The organism is Pigmentiphaga sp. H8 (assembly GCF_003854895.1).
GTDB lineage: Bacteria > Pseudomonadota > Gammaproteobacteria > Burkholderiales > Burkholderiaceae_B > Pigmentiphaga.
This window is the reverse complement of sequence record NZ_CP033966.1, coordinates 1,191,400-1,205,549: the sequence shown is the minus strand read 5'-3', so window position 1 is coordinate 1,205,549 and position 14,150 is coordinate 1,191,400. Positions and strand designations below refer to the sequence as shown.

Annotated in this window: 15 protein-coding genes; 5 read left to right on the top strand and 10 right to left on the bottom strand. The window is 66.9% G+C overall.

The features are described 5' to 3' along the window. Positions 1–118: 118 nt before the first annotated feature. The 3 genes from EGT29_RS05730 to EGT29_RS05720 are packed head-to-tail and all read right to left on the bottom strand — an operon-like array spanning position 119 to position 2,480. A complete protein-coding gene (locus EGT29_RS05730) occupies positions 119–1,486 on the bottom strand; it encodes a HAMP domain-containing sensor histidine kinase (RefSeq protein WP_124688115.1) in 1,368 nt (455 codons plus the stop codon). Beyond that, the gene (locus tag EGT29_RS05725; RefSeq protein ID WP_124688114.1) at positions 1,486–2,148 is read right to left on the bottom strand and encodes a response regulator transcription factor; all 663 of its coding nucleotides are present in this window, start codon (positions 2,146–2,148) and stop codon (positions 1,486–1,488) included. The genes EGT29_RS05730 and EGT29_RS05725 overlap by 1 nt, the downstream gene beginning before the upstream one ends. A 2-nt stretch (positions 2,149–2,150) precedes the next feature. Then, positions 2,151–2,480 carry a PepSY domain-containing protein gene (locus tag EGT29_RS05720; RefSeq protein WP_124688113.1) on the bottom strand — a complete coding sequence of 110 codons (330 nt, stop codon included), beginning with the start codon at positions 2,478–2,480 and terminating at the stop codon, positions 2,151–2,153. Positions 2,481–2,599: 119 nt separating this feature from the next. On the opposite strand from EGT29_RS05720, the gene EGT29_RS05715 reads away from it, so the two are divergent. Together EGT29_RS05715 and EGT29_RS05710 are read left to right on the top strand one after the other, a co-directional pair. Next, positions 2,600–2,896, top strand: coding sequence for a PepSY domain-containing protein (locus EGT29_RS05715; protein WP_124688112.1), 297 nt, complete (start codon positions 2,600–2,602; stop codon positions 2,894–2,896). Between the two features lie 47 nt (positions 2,897–2,943). After that, positions 2,944–3,270: a hypothetical protein gene (locus EGT29_RS05710; protein ID WP_124688111.1), complete on the top strand. Its 327-nt coding sequence runs from the start codon at positions 2,944–2,946 to the stop codon at positions 3,268–3,270. Here EGT29_RS05710 and EGT29_RS05705 read toward each other — a convergent pair. After that, the gene (locus EGT29_RS05705; RefSeq protein WP_124692232.1) at positions 3,262–4,062 is read right to left on the bottom strand and encodes a ferritin-like domain-containing protein; all 801 of its coding nucleotides are present in this window, start codon (positions 4,060–4,062) and stop codon (positions 3,262–3,264) included. The genes EGT29_RS05710 and EGT29_RS05705 overlap by 9 nt on opposite strands. 245 nt (positions 4,063–4,307) lie before the next feature. On the opposite strand from EGT29_RS05705, the gene EGT29_RS05700 reads away from it, so the two are divergent. Beyond that, a complete protein-coding gene (locus EGT29_RS05700) occupies positions 4,308–4,535 on the top strand; it encodes a glycine zipper 2TM domain-containing protein (protein WP_124688110.1) in 228 nt (75 codons plus the stop codon). A 111-nt stretch (positions 4,536–4,646) separates the two neighbouring features. On the opposite strand, the gene EGT29_RS05695 is transcribed toward EGT29_RS05700, so the two are convergent. Genes EGT29_RS05695 through EGT29_RS05680 form a run of 4 tightly spaced genes read right to left on the bottom strand, consistent with a single transcriptional unit; the run spans position 4,647 to position 8,910 of the window. Beyond that, positions 4,647–5,645: a tripartite tricarboxylate transporter substrate binding protein gene (locus EGT29_RS05695; RefSeq protein WP_124688109.1), complete on the bottom strand. Its 999-nt coding sequence runs from the start codon at positions 5,643–5,645 to the stop codon at positions 4,647–4,649. A 49-nt stretch (positions 5,646–5,694) separates the two neighbouring features. Then, a complete protein-coding gene (locus EGT29_RS05690) occupies positions 5,695–6,900 on the bottom strand; it encodes an NAD(P)/FAD-dependent oxidoreductase (protein WP_124688108.1) in 1,206 nt (401 codons plus the stop codon). A gap of 46 nt (positions 6,901–6,946) precedes the next feature. Next, complete coding sequence (gene gtdA, locus EGT29_RS05685; RefSeq protein WP_124688107.1) at positions 6,947–8,005, bottom strand: gentisate 1,2-dioxygenase; 1,059 nt, start codon at positions 8,003–8,005, stop codon at positions 6,947–6,949. Between the two features lie 32 nt (positions 8,006–8,037). Then, positions 8,038–8,910 (bottom strand): fumarylacetoacetate hydrolase family protein, encoded by an 873-nt coding sequence (locus EGT29_RS05680; protein ID WP_124688106.1) that lies wholly within the window; start codon positions 8,908–8,910, stop codon positions 8,038–8,040. A gap of 226 nt (positions 8,911–9,136) precedes the next feature. Here EGT29_RS05680 and EGT29_RS05675 point away from each other — a divergent pair, with 226 nt between their 5' ends. Both EGT29_RS05675 and EGT29_RS05670 read left to right on the top strand, forming a co-directional pair. After that, positions 9,137–10,147, top strand: a complete 1,011-nt coding sequence (locus EGT29_RS05675; RefSeq protein WP_124688105.1) for a hypothetical protein — start codon at positions 9,137–9,139, stop codon at positions 10,145–10,147. Between the two features lie 143 nt (positions 10,148–10,290). Continuing rightward, positions 10,291–11,265 carry a hypothetical protein gene (locus EGT29_RS05670; RefSeq protein WP_152037105.1) on the top strand — a complete coding sequence of 325 codons (975 nt, stop codon included), beginning with the start codon at positions 10,291–10,293 and terminating at the stop codon, positions 11,263–11,265. Between the two features lie 55 nt (positions 11,266–11,320). Here EGT29_RS05670 and ettA read toward each other — a convergent pair whose 3' ends face one another. Beyond that, positions 11,321–12,994 (bottom strand): energy-dependent translational throttle protein EttA, encoded by a 1,674-nt coding sequence (gene ettA / locus EGT29_RS05665; RefSeq protein WP_124688103.1) that lies wholly within the window; start codon positions 12,992–12,994, stop codon positions 11,321–11,323. A 112-nt stretch (positions 12,995–13,106) separates the two neighbouring features. Beyond that, complete coding sequence (locus EGT29_RS05660) at positions 13,107–14,075, bottom strand: tripartite tricarboxylate transporter substrate binding protein (protein WP_124688102.1); 969 nt, start codon at positions 14,073–14,075, stop codon at positions 13,107–13,109. Between the last annotated feature and the right edge of the window lie 75 nt (positions 14,076–14,150).

The following is a 14,150-nucleotide window of genomic DNA, read 5'->3' as shown; positions in this document are numbered from 1 at the left end:
TAGGAGGCGTGCTTCCCGACGGCAATCCTTCAAATTGAGGATTTCTCGTCGATCAGAGGGTTCTTGACTATGAAATCCATGAAGTCCAGATAACGGGAATATTGATTAAAGCGAACACTTACTCCTTTCGTTGTTGGCCTGGTAAGGTGATGGAAACACGAAGCCCGCCCAGATCCGACGAGCGCGAGAAGCCGATCACGCCCCGATAGGCCTCGACCAGATCCCGGGCGATCGCCAGGCCGAAACCCGTACCCGGACGGGACTCGTCCCAGCGGCGGCCCCGCTCGATGCGCAAGGCCTCGTCCTCGGGCAACCCGGGGCCGTCGTCCTCGATGACCAGCGTCCAGTCCCGCTCGCCGGCCTCGCGGGCCACCAGCCGGATCTGGCTATGCGCCCACTTGCGCGCGTTGTCCAGCAGGTTGCCGAGTATCTCCATCAGGTCGCCCTCGTCTCCCGCGAAGCGGAGCCCCTGGGCAACCTCGGCATCCCAGTCCAGCGACTGCGCGCCCGGCAGCGTTTGCAGCGCGCGCAGGGTCTTGTTCACGGCGTCGCCCACCGGCGTCGAGCCATAGCCGAGGGCGGCCGCCATGCCGGCGCGGGCGCGGGCAAGCGTCCGGTCGACCTGGCGCCGCATGGCGCCGACCTGCTCGTCGATCTCGTCCGCCAGCGCACCCTGGCCGCCGTCGCGGGCCCGCCGTGCCGCCGCGCCCATGACGGCCAGCGGCGTCTTCAGGCCATGCGCCAGGTCGCCGGCCTGGGTGCGCGCGCGTTCGAGCGAGGCATCGTGGAAGGCAAGCAGCCGGTTCAGTTCGTCCACCACCGGCTGGACTTCGTCGGGCACGCCGCGCGGCAGCTCGCGGCCATGTCCGCTGCGCACCGCCTGCAAGTGGGCCTGGAGATCGCGGAAGGGGCGCAGCGCCAGATGGATGAACCCCGCCATGGCGATGATGAGAAGCAGGCCCAGCCCGATCAGCGAAGGAACGAGCAGGCTCAGGAACGAGCGGCGTTCGGCCTGCAGGTCGGCGCGGTCGAGCGCCACCAGCAGGTGGACCTTCGTATCGGTGGCGGTATCGTCCAGGACGATGGTGCGCTCCACCGACAACAGGCGGGCATGCTCCGGGCCGTCGATCCAGCGTGCCCGCAACGGCCGCCCCGGCGGGGTATCGATGGTGGGCAGCGCCTCGTCCCAGAGCGAGCGCGAACGCAGCTGCTGGCGCCTGGGGCCGTCGATCTGCCAGTACAGGCCGCCATAGGGCTGCTCGAAGCGCGGGTCGCTGGGCGTGGCTTCCAGCCCCATCGTTCCATCGGCATCCAGGCGGACCTCGGCGGCCAGCGCCTTCAGGTACAGGGCCAGTTCGGCGACCGCGCGCCGCTCCATCTGGCGATCGAAGATCAGCGTAAGCCCCACGCCCCCCGCCGCCAGCGCCAGCAGGATCATCAGCGCCGCGGCGCAACCCAGCCGGACGAGCAGCGACCGGCGGCTCATCACGCGTCGTCGGGAATCAGGTAGCCGTGGCCCCGCCGGGTCTCGATCAGGTCCACCCCCAGCTTGCGGCGCAGCCGGGCGACCAGCGCCTCGATGGCATTGGTGTCGCGGTCGCTGCCGGTTTCGTAGATGTGCTCGATCAGCTCGCTCTGCGACAGCACGCGCCCCGGATGGTGCAGGAAATAGGCCAGCAGCCGGTACTCCAGCGACGACAACGTCATCGCGGCCCCCTGCACCGTGACCAGCCGGGTACGGGTGTCGATTTCCACCGGCCCGGCACGCAGGATGGCCGACGACTGCCCCGCCGCGCGCCGGGTGATCGCGCGCAGCCGGGCCAGCATTTCCTCCATCTGGAAGGGCTTGGCCAGGTAGTCGTCGGCCCCGGCATCGATGCCCTCGACCTTGTCGCGCCAACCGTCGCGCGCGGTCAGGATCAGAACGGGAGTGGCGATGTCCGCCGCGCGCAGCCGCTTCAGGACCGTCAGTCCGTCCAGCTTGGGCAGGCCCAGGTCGAGCACGATGGCGTCGTAGTCCTCGGTGCCGGCCCGGAACCACGCGGTTTCGCCGTCGGCGGCCTCGTCCACGGCATAGTGCGCGCGCTCCAGTCCAGTGCGGATATCGGCCGCGATGCGCGGCTCGTCTTCGACTACCAGTATGCGCATGTCTACTTGATCTTCAGGATTTCCAGGGTGCGGGCATCAATCTCGAGCTTCTTGCGCCGGCCGCTGGGCGGCAACACCTTGACTTCGTAGACCCAGATGCCGTCTTCGCGATCGAGTTCGATCTCAATGATATCGCCCGGCACCTTGTCGCGCACCACGCCCAGCACCTCGGACAATGGACGGATCTCGCCGTGCACCAGCGCCTCGCGCGCGCAGTCCTGGTCCCGCCTGCAACGGTCGTCGCGGGCCAGGGCCGGCGACGCCGCACAGGCAAGCGCCGCGGCGAGCAGGATGGCGGACAGGCGGGGAAAACGGATGAGGCTTGCAGACATGGACGGCACACTAACAGTCGCTGGCTGATAAAACGCTGACATCGGCGGTCAGGAAGGCGGGGCGCATGGTGGCTATTCTGCCAGCCATGGATCACCAACCCCCACGAACGAGGACCGCCATGCGCCTGCTGCCCACCCTGATCATCGCCCTTGCCGCCACCGCTTCCTACGCCACCGCCGCCCAGGCCGCCGACAAGTGCGCCTACGTTCCCCACGACCGCTGGATTCCTATCGACCAGGCCATACGCAAGGCCGAATCGCTGGGCTACGAGGTGCGCGAGGTCGAGCGGGACGACGGCTGCTGGGAAGTCGAAGGCTTCGACAAGAACGGCGCCAAGATCAAACTGTACCTGGATCCGGCCAACGGCGAAGTGGTCAAGCCCTCGGACTGGCTGCCGGGCAGGAGCCGCAAATGATGGCCTCCCAGACGCTTTGCCGCACTCTAGCCCCGAGGAAAGATGCCGTGAACCAGCCCGCGTTCTCCGATGACAGCGAACCCAGCCTGTTCGACACCCATCATGCCCCGGGAACCATCGGCGCCGACGCCGGCCTGCGCGGCCGCATCGAATCGGCGCTGGCCGACCTCGGCCGGGCCCGCGAGGAATGCTTCGGCTACGCTGCCTATGGCGCGGTGGTGGCGGGCCTGAAGCGGGACTTCGCCATCCCCTCGTACGTGCCGTGGACGGACATCTGGAACTGGCCCGCCGAGCGGGCCGGTGAAATCCTGAACTACCTGCACGGCCGCCACGCCGAGACCCTGGGGCGGCCCGCGCAGCGGCGCTCAGCGTAAGGCGTAGTGCACCATGCGCGCCAGCGGCGGCTCGATGCCGTTCAGCACGCGGGCGGGCAGGTTCAGCGGCTTGAGGAACATCTTCACGCTCATGTCGGCGCTGACATTGCGCTGGACCAGGCGCCGGGAATCGGTATTGATGCGCTCGATCCATGCCTTGTCGTTCGCATGTTCGGGATGGCGATGGTTCAACACATGGCGGATGGCGCATTCGGCGTCGTCGTTGCGGATCTCCAGCAAGCGCCGGACCAGCGCGCCCAGCACCTTCACGCGTCCATTGCCTTCCAGCGTGTTGTAGCGGTTGAAATAAAGATAGAAGTACTTGTAGTGGCGGACCTCGTCCGTCCGTATGTTCGTGGTGAGTTCGCGCAGCACGGGTTCGGCCGCGTAGTCCGCCAGGCTGCGATAAAGCGTGGCGGTACCCATCTCGACCACGCAGCGGGCAGCCAGCTCGAGCGCCCGCGTGGGTTCGAACTCATCCAGCGTGCAGCGCCGGGAATATTCCGCGAAGAAACTGTCGAACGCGGCCTGCCAGTCGAACTCCGGCCAGACGTGTTCGATATAGGCGCGCAGCGCGCGGCCATGCTGCAGTTCTTCCTGTTCCCAGTGCTGGCCCAGCCAGCCCGCCACATCCTGGTCGTCCTGGTAATAATTCACCAGGTTGCGAGTGTAGAGATCGGAACCGCTTTCTATGAACGAGGCGCTGCACAAGAGGTAGAACAGCGTTTCATCGTCCCGGACCAGGCTCCGTTCGATGCGGTTCAAGTCGATATCCTCGAGCCGCCAAGGCATTTCCGTTGCAACAGCGTCCACCGAAAAATCTCCGAAGTGCGCAGTTCATCCTTGCAGCATAAGCCCAATCGGCCCTTGATTCGAGTCCCGACAGGCTTCCGGATGCATCCGCCCGGGGTTACTTTGTGTAATGCTTGTCGAGTTCGTTCACAGACAGCCTGGGGCGAATCTGTCACTGTTAATCCAAGCTGCGGCGCGACGGTCGATGCCGCCAGTACACGACTACGTACTATAGGGAGTCACTCATGAACAAGAATCTCATTGCCAAGCTGATGATCGGTGCTGCCCTGACTGTCTCGGCAGCGGGATGTGCCAGTTGGGACAGCATGTCCGGCCGTCAGAAGAGCACCGTGGTCGGTGCGGGCGTCGGCGGCGTGGCCGGTGCGGCCCTGACCGGCGGCGGCATCCTGGGCACCGTGGGCGGCGCCGCCATAGGCGGCGTGGTCGGCGACCAGGTCGGCAAGCGCCGCTGACCCCAGGCCGGCCCTGGGCCGGCCCGTCCCAAGGCACGACAGCCCCGGCTCCTCTCGGAGATCCGGGGCTGTTGCTTTTTTACGACAAAGTGTATCAGAGTGGCGTGGCGCCTATTCCGGCAGGATGTTGGCCGCCTTGACCACTTCGCGCCACTTGGCCAGTTCCGCCTTCGACAGGTCGCCCAGCGCCGGCGCGGTCATGGGGCGCGGGGTCATGCCTTGCTTGAGCAGGGTGCGCCGCACCTCGTCGTTCTCGAGCAGCCGGTTGAAGGCGCCGTTGTAACGCGCGACCAGCTCGCCCTTCATGCCCTTGGGGCCCCAGACCGCGTACCACGCGTCCGCGTCGTAGCGCGGCAGCCCCACCGTCGCCAGCGGGGGAACCGCGGGGTAGGCGGGATCCTGCTCGCGCCGGGACGCGCCCAGGATGACCAGGCGCTTCTCCTGCTGCATGGGCACGGCGACGTGCATGGGCTGGAACATGGCCTTGATGTGGCCCGCCAGGAGGTCGGTCGTGGCGCCGGCCGAGCCCTTGTAAGGGACGTGCACCATGTTCAGCCCGAGCTGGGAAACCAGCATTTCCATGCACAGGTGATGGAAGGTGCCCTTGCCCGGCGAGCCGTAGTTGACCGTGCCGGGATGCCGCCGGACATGCTCGATGAACTGCGCCAGGGTCGTCACGCCCAGCGAGGGATGCACGCACAGCGCGAAGTTGGTCGAGCCCAGCATGGCGATGGGCGTGAAGCTGTCGATGACGTCGAACGGCACCGAGGCATACACCAGCGGCAGCGTAAGCGCCGTGTTCGTGCTGAACGCGATCGTGTGGCCGTCGGGCGCGGCCTTGGCGACCGCCCCCAGGCCGATGATGCCGGAAGCGCCGGGCTTGTTCTCCACCACGAAGGTGCGGCCGGTCTGCTCGGCCAGCCGGGGCGAGAACAATCGCGCGCACAGGTCGGGGGTGGTGCCCGGCGTGAAGGGCACCACCACCTGCACGGTCTTGTCCGCCAGGCCCAGGTCGTCTCCCGCGGCGATCAGGCGGCCCGGCACGAATGCGCCCGCCGCCAGCGTGGCAACGAACGCCCGGCGTCCGGAAAGGGTTGCGGAATCCTGCATGCTTGTCTCCTCGTTCTCTGTTCGGGGTCGTGGCGCCGGTAGCCGCCGGCTATTGGATTTCGTTGGCCCGCCGCACGCTGGCGATCATGGACGAATTGATCAGGTACTGGCGATGGGCCTGGGCGTCGGCCACGGTGGCCCGCAACTCGTCCAGGCGCTCGCGCCGCACTTGCGGGTCGCGCTCTTCCAGCAGCCGCTTGTTGCGTATGGTGATGGCCTGCACGTATTCGACGTTCACCGTGCGCCGCTGGCGGTGGTAGCGGTCGAGCAGGTCGTCGGGCGCGCCGTGCAGCATGACCTCGGCCAGCTTGCCGGTCAGGTTCATCGCATCGTGGATGCCGCTGTTCAGTCCCATGCCGCCCAGCGGATTGTTCACGTGGGCGGCGTCGCCGGCCAGGAACACCCGGCGGTCGCGGAAATCCTTGGCGACCCGCTGGTGGACGCGATAGACGCTCTTGTAGGGAATGTCATAGTCCTGGTCAGGAGAAAGAAACCCCTTGATCTTGCCCTGCACGAAATCCGGCGCCAGCACCTCGGCTTCGTCCATGCCCGGGGCGATGGGGAAGGCGATGCGCCAGATCGGCGGCGGTCCGTCGTGAGGCTGGATGAAGATCGCGCTCCATTCGTCCGGATCGGCGATGTACGCATTGCCGGTATAGCCCTGCTGGCGCAGGTCGTAGCGCGTGGCGAACACCAGGAAGCGTTCCGGCCAGGTGAAGCCCTCGAACTCGGTGTCCATGGTCTTGCGCACGATGCTGCGCGCGCCGTCCGCGCCGATCAGGTAGCTGGCGCGGATCTCCTGCCGTCCGTCGGGCCCGGCGACCTGCACGGTCACGCCGTCGGCGTCCTGCTCATAGCCGGCGCACTCGTGCGCGAACAGCAGGCGCGCGTTGCGGTGCCCGCGCAGCGCTTCGGCCACGATGGCCGACAGCTTGTGCTGCTCCACGTGCAGGCGGAACGGATAGGGCGTCAGGTCGGCGATCATGCCCAGGTCGAACTGGGCCACCAGGCCGTCCTTGCGATCACGTATCTGCCATTCGGGCACGCGCAGCGCGCGCGAGCGCAGGGTCTCGCCTATGCCCAGCGTGTCGAGCATCTCGACCGTGGGCGGATGGAAAGTGCCGGCCCGCAGGTCCTGGGGAATATGGTCCTCGCTTTCAAGGACGACGACGTCCACGCCCTTCTGCGCGAGGGACAGGGCGGCCACCAGCCCCACGGGGCCGGCGCCGGAAATGACGACAGGATGCTGTTGCATGATTCGGTTCTACGATGACTGGAATGATTCGAATACGGGGCGCCGGTCAGTCCCGGCTTTCGCGCCACAGGCCCAGCAGTTCCTGGACCGGACGGTCCGAGAAACTGAACAGGACCGACGGTTCCCGCGCCACCAGCCGATGCGCGGTCCAACTGGGAATGACGAAGACGTCGTTGGGCTCGGCCACGAAGACGCGGTCGTCCAGGACGACCTCGACCCGGCCTTCGAGCACCGTGAACACCGTGCCCGACGAGCAGCGATAGGATGCCGTGGAGAAATCCCTGGGCAGCAACTGCGCGTAGGCGCCCATGGTCGGCATGGGCGAACCGCCGGTCAGCGGATCCACGTAGCGCAGCTTGTAGCCAAGGTGCGGATCGGGCGCGCCCGCGGCCTGCATGCCCAGCAGCGACTCGCGCGTGCGCTCGTACGGGTAGCAGAACAGCGGAGAGGCCCGGTTGGCCGGCGGCGTCCAGTCCACGGGCGCGAGCCCGTTGCCGTAGCGCAGCAGGCTGTCGCCCACCGGACGCCGCAGCTCCTGGCGATCCTCGGACGAAGCCTCGGCGAAGCTGGCGTCCAGCATGGCGACCAGTTGCACGTCCAGGCCGTCGAGCCAGATCATCGGGGCGTCGCTGTCGTTGCCATGGTCATGCCAGGTCCATGACGGCGTGGTGACGAAATCGCCGCGCCGCATGATGGTCTTCTCGCCCTCGACCGAGGTATAGGCGCCGCTACCCTCCAGGATCAGGCGCATCGCGGCCTGGCTGTGCCGATGGGCGCGCGCCACCTCGCCCGGCAGGATGGCCTGCAGGCCGGCGTACAGCGAGGTCGTGATTGCGGCCTTGCCCCGCAGCCCGGGGTTCTCGAGGATGAGCACCCGGCGCTCGGCCTCCTCGGCTGTGATGAGCGAGGTCGCCTCGGTCAGGTAGGGCCGCACCTTGCCGTACGACCAATGGGCCGGCTGGCAATCGGAACGCGGCGTGCGCGTGACCAGGTTGTGCAGCTGTTCCCACAGCGGCGCGAGATTGTCGGCGCCGATGCGGGCGTAGAACGCTTCGCGCTCCGCCCGCGTCGCCGCGGCTGCCGGTTCTTGCCTGGGATCGTTCATGTGTCTCCTCCGCCCTGCGGCATCGTGGCCGTTCAGCGCACCGCCACGTCCATCTCGCCCAGGCCCTCGATGCGGGCATGCATGACGTCGCCCGGCTGCACCGTGTTCACGCCCTCGGGGGTGCCGGTCATGATGACGTCGCCCGGGTACAGGGTGTAGACGTGCGAAGCCACCTCGATCAGCTCGGCGATACCCGTGATCAGGTCGCGCGTGTTGGCGCGCTGGCGCGGCTCGCCGTTGACCTCGATCGAAAAATCCAGGTTGCCCGGATCGGCGATCTCGTCCGCCGTCACCAGCCAGGGGCCCAGCACGGTGTAGCTGTCGGCCGACTTGCGATAGCTGCGGTCCTCGGTGCCGCGCACCGTCATGTCCAGGCCGATGCAATAGCCGGCCACGTAGGCCATGGCGTCGGCGGCGGGAATGTCCTTGCCCTGCTTGCCGATCACCACCGCCAGCTCCACCTCGTGGTCGTTGCGGCGGCCGGGGAAGGCGATGCGCACGCCCTGGCTCGCGCCCACGACCGACTGCGCCGATTTCAGGAACACCCCGAATTTGGCGACGGGGCTCTTGAAGCCCTCGTAGTGCGCGATGTGCACGTTGTTGTGGATCTGGGAATCGGCCAGCGATTCATCCACGTGGGCATGGTAGTTCAGCGGCGCGGCGATGACCTTGGACGGCGTGGCGATCGGGCTCAGCAGGCGGACGTCGGCCAGGCGGCGCGTGGCGGCGCCGGCCTTGGCGGCCTGGATGGCGGGAATCAGTTCGCCCAGCCGTTCGATGAACAGATCGCCGGGCGGCACGGGCCAGGCCAGCGCGGGCAGTCGGTCTTTCACGGACGACACGTCGTAGACGGTGTCTCCTTCCACGAGGCCGATCCGGCCTTCGTCGTAGCGGCAAATCTTCATCTGGTCTCCGGTGCCGCCGGGCGGCGGCCTTTCAAAATTTTGAGCACGTTCAATTTTATGGAAAGCGGCGGACGATAGTCAAGGCGGCTGATTCCGGACAGCTGGCAAATCCCGGGCTTTTGCGCATCCCCTAGTTGGGGGATGCCCCGGCAAGCACCGCAACCCCATACTCCGCCTATCCACAACATGCGCGGCGGAACCGCGCGATTTCAGGGGGGAACCTGACATGAAGAAGCACATCAAGACGGCTGGGTCCATTCTTGCCTTGTCCATTCTCGCCGCCTGTGGCGGTGGCGACGGGAGCTCGAGCAGTTCGGGTGGAAGCGGCGGCGGGAGCGGGAGCGGGGGTGGAAGTGGCGGCGGCGACACGCCGGCTTCCCTGTACACCAAGGCGCAGATGGAATGGGCCGGCCATGAAAGCTTCTACACCGCGGTGGGCGTCACCCAGATCCCGGGCATGATTGCCCAGGCCAGCCTGGGTTTCGTCCGCTATGCCGTCACGCACGACATCACGACGGACTCGGAAGAATGCGACGGCGACTCGCCCGGCACGGTTACCGCCACGTTCACCGATGGCAATGGCAACCACAAGATCGACAACGGCGACAAGGTCACCTTCAAGCTCGTCAACTGCCGTGGCCCGGTCGGGGATGAGCTGGTCGATGGCACGGTCACCATCACGTACAGCGACGTGACCGGCGACCTCCTGGACGAATCGGCATCTTCCGGCGCCACCATGACCATCCCGCTGGCGGACTTCAAGCTGGACGGCAGCGAGACCCTGAACGGAACGGTCGTCATCGACTACGCACGCGACACCAAGGATACGGTGGACGACAGCGACGACACACTGTCGGTCCAGACCACGGTCGAGCAACTGGACATCGGCTACTCCCAGGACGGCAAGAGCTACGCCACGCGCATCGAAGACTATTCCAGCGACTACACCTATGCGCGCGAAACCAGACTGTACACATTCTCGGCCATCGGCTATCGCACCAGCGGAACGGACCCGCTACTGGGCGCGTTCAACCACACCGTCAAGATGACCACGCCCCTCGTCTATTGGCGTGACCTGGGCGACGGTTCACCCGATACGGGAGCGTTCGAGACGAAAACCCCTGGTGAAACCATCACGACGACGATCGTCTTGACGGAAACCGAGGACCTGGTCGAAATCAAATCGACCTCCGGCCTGTCTTCGAAGATGGATTTCGCCGCCTTCGACGACCTCTGAGCCTGCCTCGCGGGCCTTCCCGCTTCTCCTGCTAGCGGCCCGGTTTCCTCCGGGCCGCTTTTCGCTGGAAGCGGGACTTTAGTCCAATGCACGCCGTCGCCTGCGCTGGCAAGATGCCCCCAATTATTTCCATCGGGGGCATGATGAAACCAGGACTGAAGTCCGCCGGCGCGCTGGCGCTGATCACGCTGTTGAGCGCATGCGGAGGGGGCGACGGAGACGCAGGCAAGGACGGCGGCGGCACTCCTGTGCCGATGAGCCAGGCCGAAATACGCTCGTTCGCCGGCGGAGCCTACGAAACGGGCCTGTTCCTGCCCTACTTCGCAATGGGCGCCATCAACAGTCTGTTCGACCACGTCGGCGACGGCATGCCTGAAGGTCCGCTGCCGTGCGCGGACGGGCAAGGCACCCGCACGCCGGTCTACGCCGACGCCGATCGCGACGGCAAGATCAGCGCCGGGGATTCGTTGACGATAGACATGACCAATTGCGCCACGCGCGGCCTGGGCGACGCGCTGAACGGGCGGATCAGGATCGCGGTGAATGAAATACAGGGCGACATCCTGAACGCGTTCAACACTGTGGGCGTTTTCACCCTGGAAGTCCCGGAGCTGAAGCTGTCGGCCAGCGAATCCATGTCGGGCACGCTGCAGGTCCGGTTCGAGCAGACCACCCACGACGTCCCCGAGGCCTCGGCCAAGCTCGAAGACGTCGAGGAAACCGTGGAAGTCAGCCAATCCGGCGGCGATTTCAAGCTGCGCTACACGGAAGACGGCAAGGACTATGAGCAGGCCATCAGCGGGTACGACAGCACGTCGCACTTCCTGTACGCGACCGGCACGGAGCGCTACACCGCCCTGCGGTTCGCCCATCGCGGACAAGGCGCCACCCTGGGCGCCTTCGACTACCGCATGGCGCTGGTCGACCCGCTGGTCACCGTCTATGACAAGGACGGCAGCACCCCGGGCTCGATAGCCGGCCGCTACACCGTGGAGACGCGCGGGGAAACGATCACGACGACCTTCAGCAGCCCGGCAGCGGGCACCAGCGGCGTCCGGATCGAGTCCTCCTCGGGCGTGAGCTGGAGCGGCTCGTCCGACGACGAGGGCGGTCTCTGAGCGTCAGGCGCCGAAAACGGCGAGGCCCGGCCTGCGACGCAGGCCGGGGTATCCGCTACTTCAGCGGCTTGAACCGCACCCGCTTGGGCTTGGCCCCTTCCTCGCCCAGGCGGCGTTTCTTGTCGGCCTCGTACTCCTGGTAGTTGCCGTCGAAGAACACCACCTGCGAGTCGCCCTCGAAGGCCAGGATGTGGGTGGCGATCCGGTCCAGGAACCACCGGTCGTGGCTGATCACCATGACGCTGCCGGCGAACTCCAGCAAGGCGTCCTCGAGCGCGCGCAGGGTTTCCACGTCCAGGTCGTTGGACGGTTCGTCCAGCAGCAGCAGGTTGCCGCCGGCCAGCAGGGTCTTGGCCAGGTGGAGCCGGCCGCGTTCCCCGCCCGACAGGTTGCCGACGGTCTTGTTCTGGTCGCCGCCCTTGAAGTTGAAACGGCCCAGGTAGGCGCGCGACGACATCTCGAAGCGCCCCACCGTCAGGATGTCGGCACCGTCGGCCACGGCGTCGAACACGGTCTTGCCGTCTTCCAGCGCGTCGCGCGTCTGCTCGACATAGGCCAGCTTGACGGTGCCGCCGCGCACGACCTCGCCGCTGTCGGGCTGCTCCTTGCCGGCGATCATGCGGAACAACGTCGACTTGCCGGCACCGTTGGGGCCGATGATGCCGACGATAGCGCCGGCCGGCACCTTGAAGCTGAGATCGTCGATCAGCAGGCGGTCGCCATAGCCTTTGCTGACGTTCTTGAACTCGATGACCTCATTGCCCAGGCGCTCGGCCACGGGGATGAAGATCTCGGAGGTCTCGTTGCGCTTCTGGTATTCGTGCGAGCTGAGTTCCTCGAAGCGGGCGATACGCGCCTTGGACTTGGCCTGGCGCGCCTTGGGATTCTGGCGCACCCACTCCAGTTCCTTCTTGATGGTCTTCTGGCGGGCGGACTCGTTGGCCTCTTCCTGCTTGAGGCGGTCTTCCTTCTGTTCCAGCCAGGAGCTGTAGTTGCCCTTCCATGGAATGCCGTGGCCGCGGTCCAGCTCCAGGATCCATTCGGCGGCGTTGTCCAGGAAGTAGCGGTCGTGGGTCACCGCGACCACGGTACCCGGGAACTTCTGCAGGAACAGTTCCAGCCAGTCCACGCTTTCTGCGTCCAGGTGGTTGGTGGGCTCGTCCAGCAGCAGCATGTCGGGCTTGGACAGCAGCAGGCGGCACAGCGCGACGCGGCGCTTCTCGCCGCCCGACAGGTGGCCCACCACCGCGTCCCAGGGCGGCAGCCGCAGGGCATCGGCGGCGATCTCTAGCTGGTGCTCGATGTCGTCGTTGCCGCTGCCGCTGCCCGCCGCGATGATGGCCTCGAGCTCGGCCTGCTCGGAGGCCAGCGCGTCGAAGTCGGCATCGGGTTCGGCATAGGCCGCGTAAACCTCGTCCAGCCGCTTCTTGGCGGTGAACACGCCGCCCAGTCCCGTCTCGACCGCTTCGCGCACGGAGTGCGCGGGATCCAGCTGGGGCTCCTGCGGCAGGTAGCCGATGCTCAGGTTGGCCATCGGGCGGGCTTCGCCCTCGATGTCCTGGTCCACGCCGGCCATGATCTTGAGCAGCGTGGACTTGCCGGAACCGTTCAGGCCCAGCACGCCGATCTTGGCGCCCGGGAAGAACGACAGCGAGATGTCGCGCAGGATCTGCCGCTTGGGCGGCACGATCTTGCCGACGCGATTCATGGTGAAGACGTATTGGGCCATGGATGGACGAACGAAAAGGAAAAATGGGCGCGGGGCCGGCTTGGCCGGCCCCGCCATGACGAAGCAGACAGTGTAGGCCGGTTCGCGCGGGAAAGGCGAACCGGGGCCGGCGCTATTCCAGCTTGATGCCGGCCTGCCGGATGATGTCGCGGTTGTTGTCGTACTCGGCGCGGATCAGGCGCGCGAACGCCTCCGCGCTGCCGCCGGTGGGCACGTTGTCGCTGTCCACCAGCCGCGCGCGCAGGTCCGGCAGCGCCAAAGCCTTGTTGATCTCGGCGTTCAGCCGGTTCAGCACCGCCTCGGGCGTGCCCGCCGGCGCGAAAACGCCGAACACCGACATCAGGTTGGCCTTGGGGAAACCGGCCTCGGCGAAGGTCGGCACGTCGGGCAGCGAATCGATCCGCTCGGGCGCCCCCACGGCCAGCGGCCGCAGCTTGCCGGCCTTGATGTGGCCGTTCAGCACCGGGCCGAGGTTGGTGGACAGCAGCTCGAACTGGCCGCCCAGCGCATCGTTCTGCTGCTGGCCGCCGCCCTTGTAGGGAATGTGGGTGATGTCCACGCCGGCCGCGCGCTTGAACTGCTCCAGCGTGATGTGGCCGACCGTGGCCAGGCCCGAGGTGCCCCAGCGCAGCGCGCCCGGACGGCTGCGCGCCTGCCCGACCACGTCGGCCAGGCTCTTGCCCTGGAATGCCGGCGTGCCCAGCAGCACGACCGGCGAATACATCACGCTGGCGACCGGCGCGATGTCCTTGAACGGATCGTAGTTGACCCGGCCCAGCAGCGGATTCAGGGACAGCGGGCTGATCGAGGAAAAGCCGACGGTGTAGCCGTCGGGCGCCGCCTTGGCGACCGCGTCCATGCCCAGCGTGCCGCCGGCGCCGGCCTTGTTCTCGACGATGACGGTCGTGCCGAGCTGGCCGCTCAGCTTGTCCGCCAGCGCGCGTGAGACGATGTCGCTGATTCCGCCCGGCGGATAGGCGACGATGATGCGCACGGGCTTGGCCGGCCAGGTCTGGGCCGTGGCGGCGGTGCCGGCCAGCGCCAGCACGCCGGCGCACAAGGGAAGCAGGATACGGTTCATGGTGGTGGCAAGGAAGCGGCCGCGACGAAAGCCCCGGATGACGCGCCGGCGCGGCCCAGCGGACGGGGTCCATTG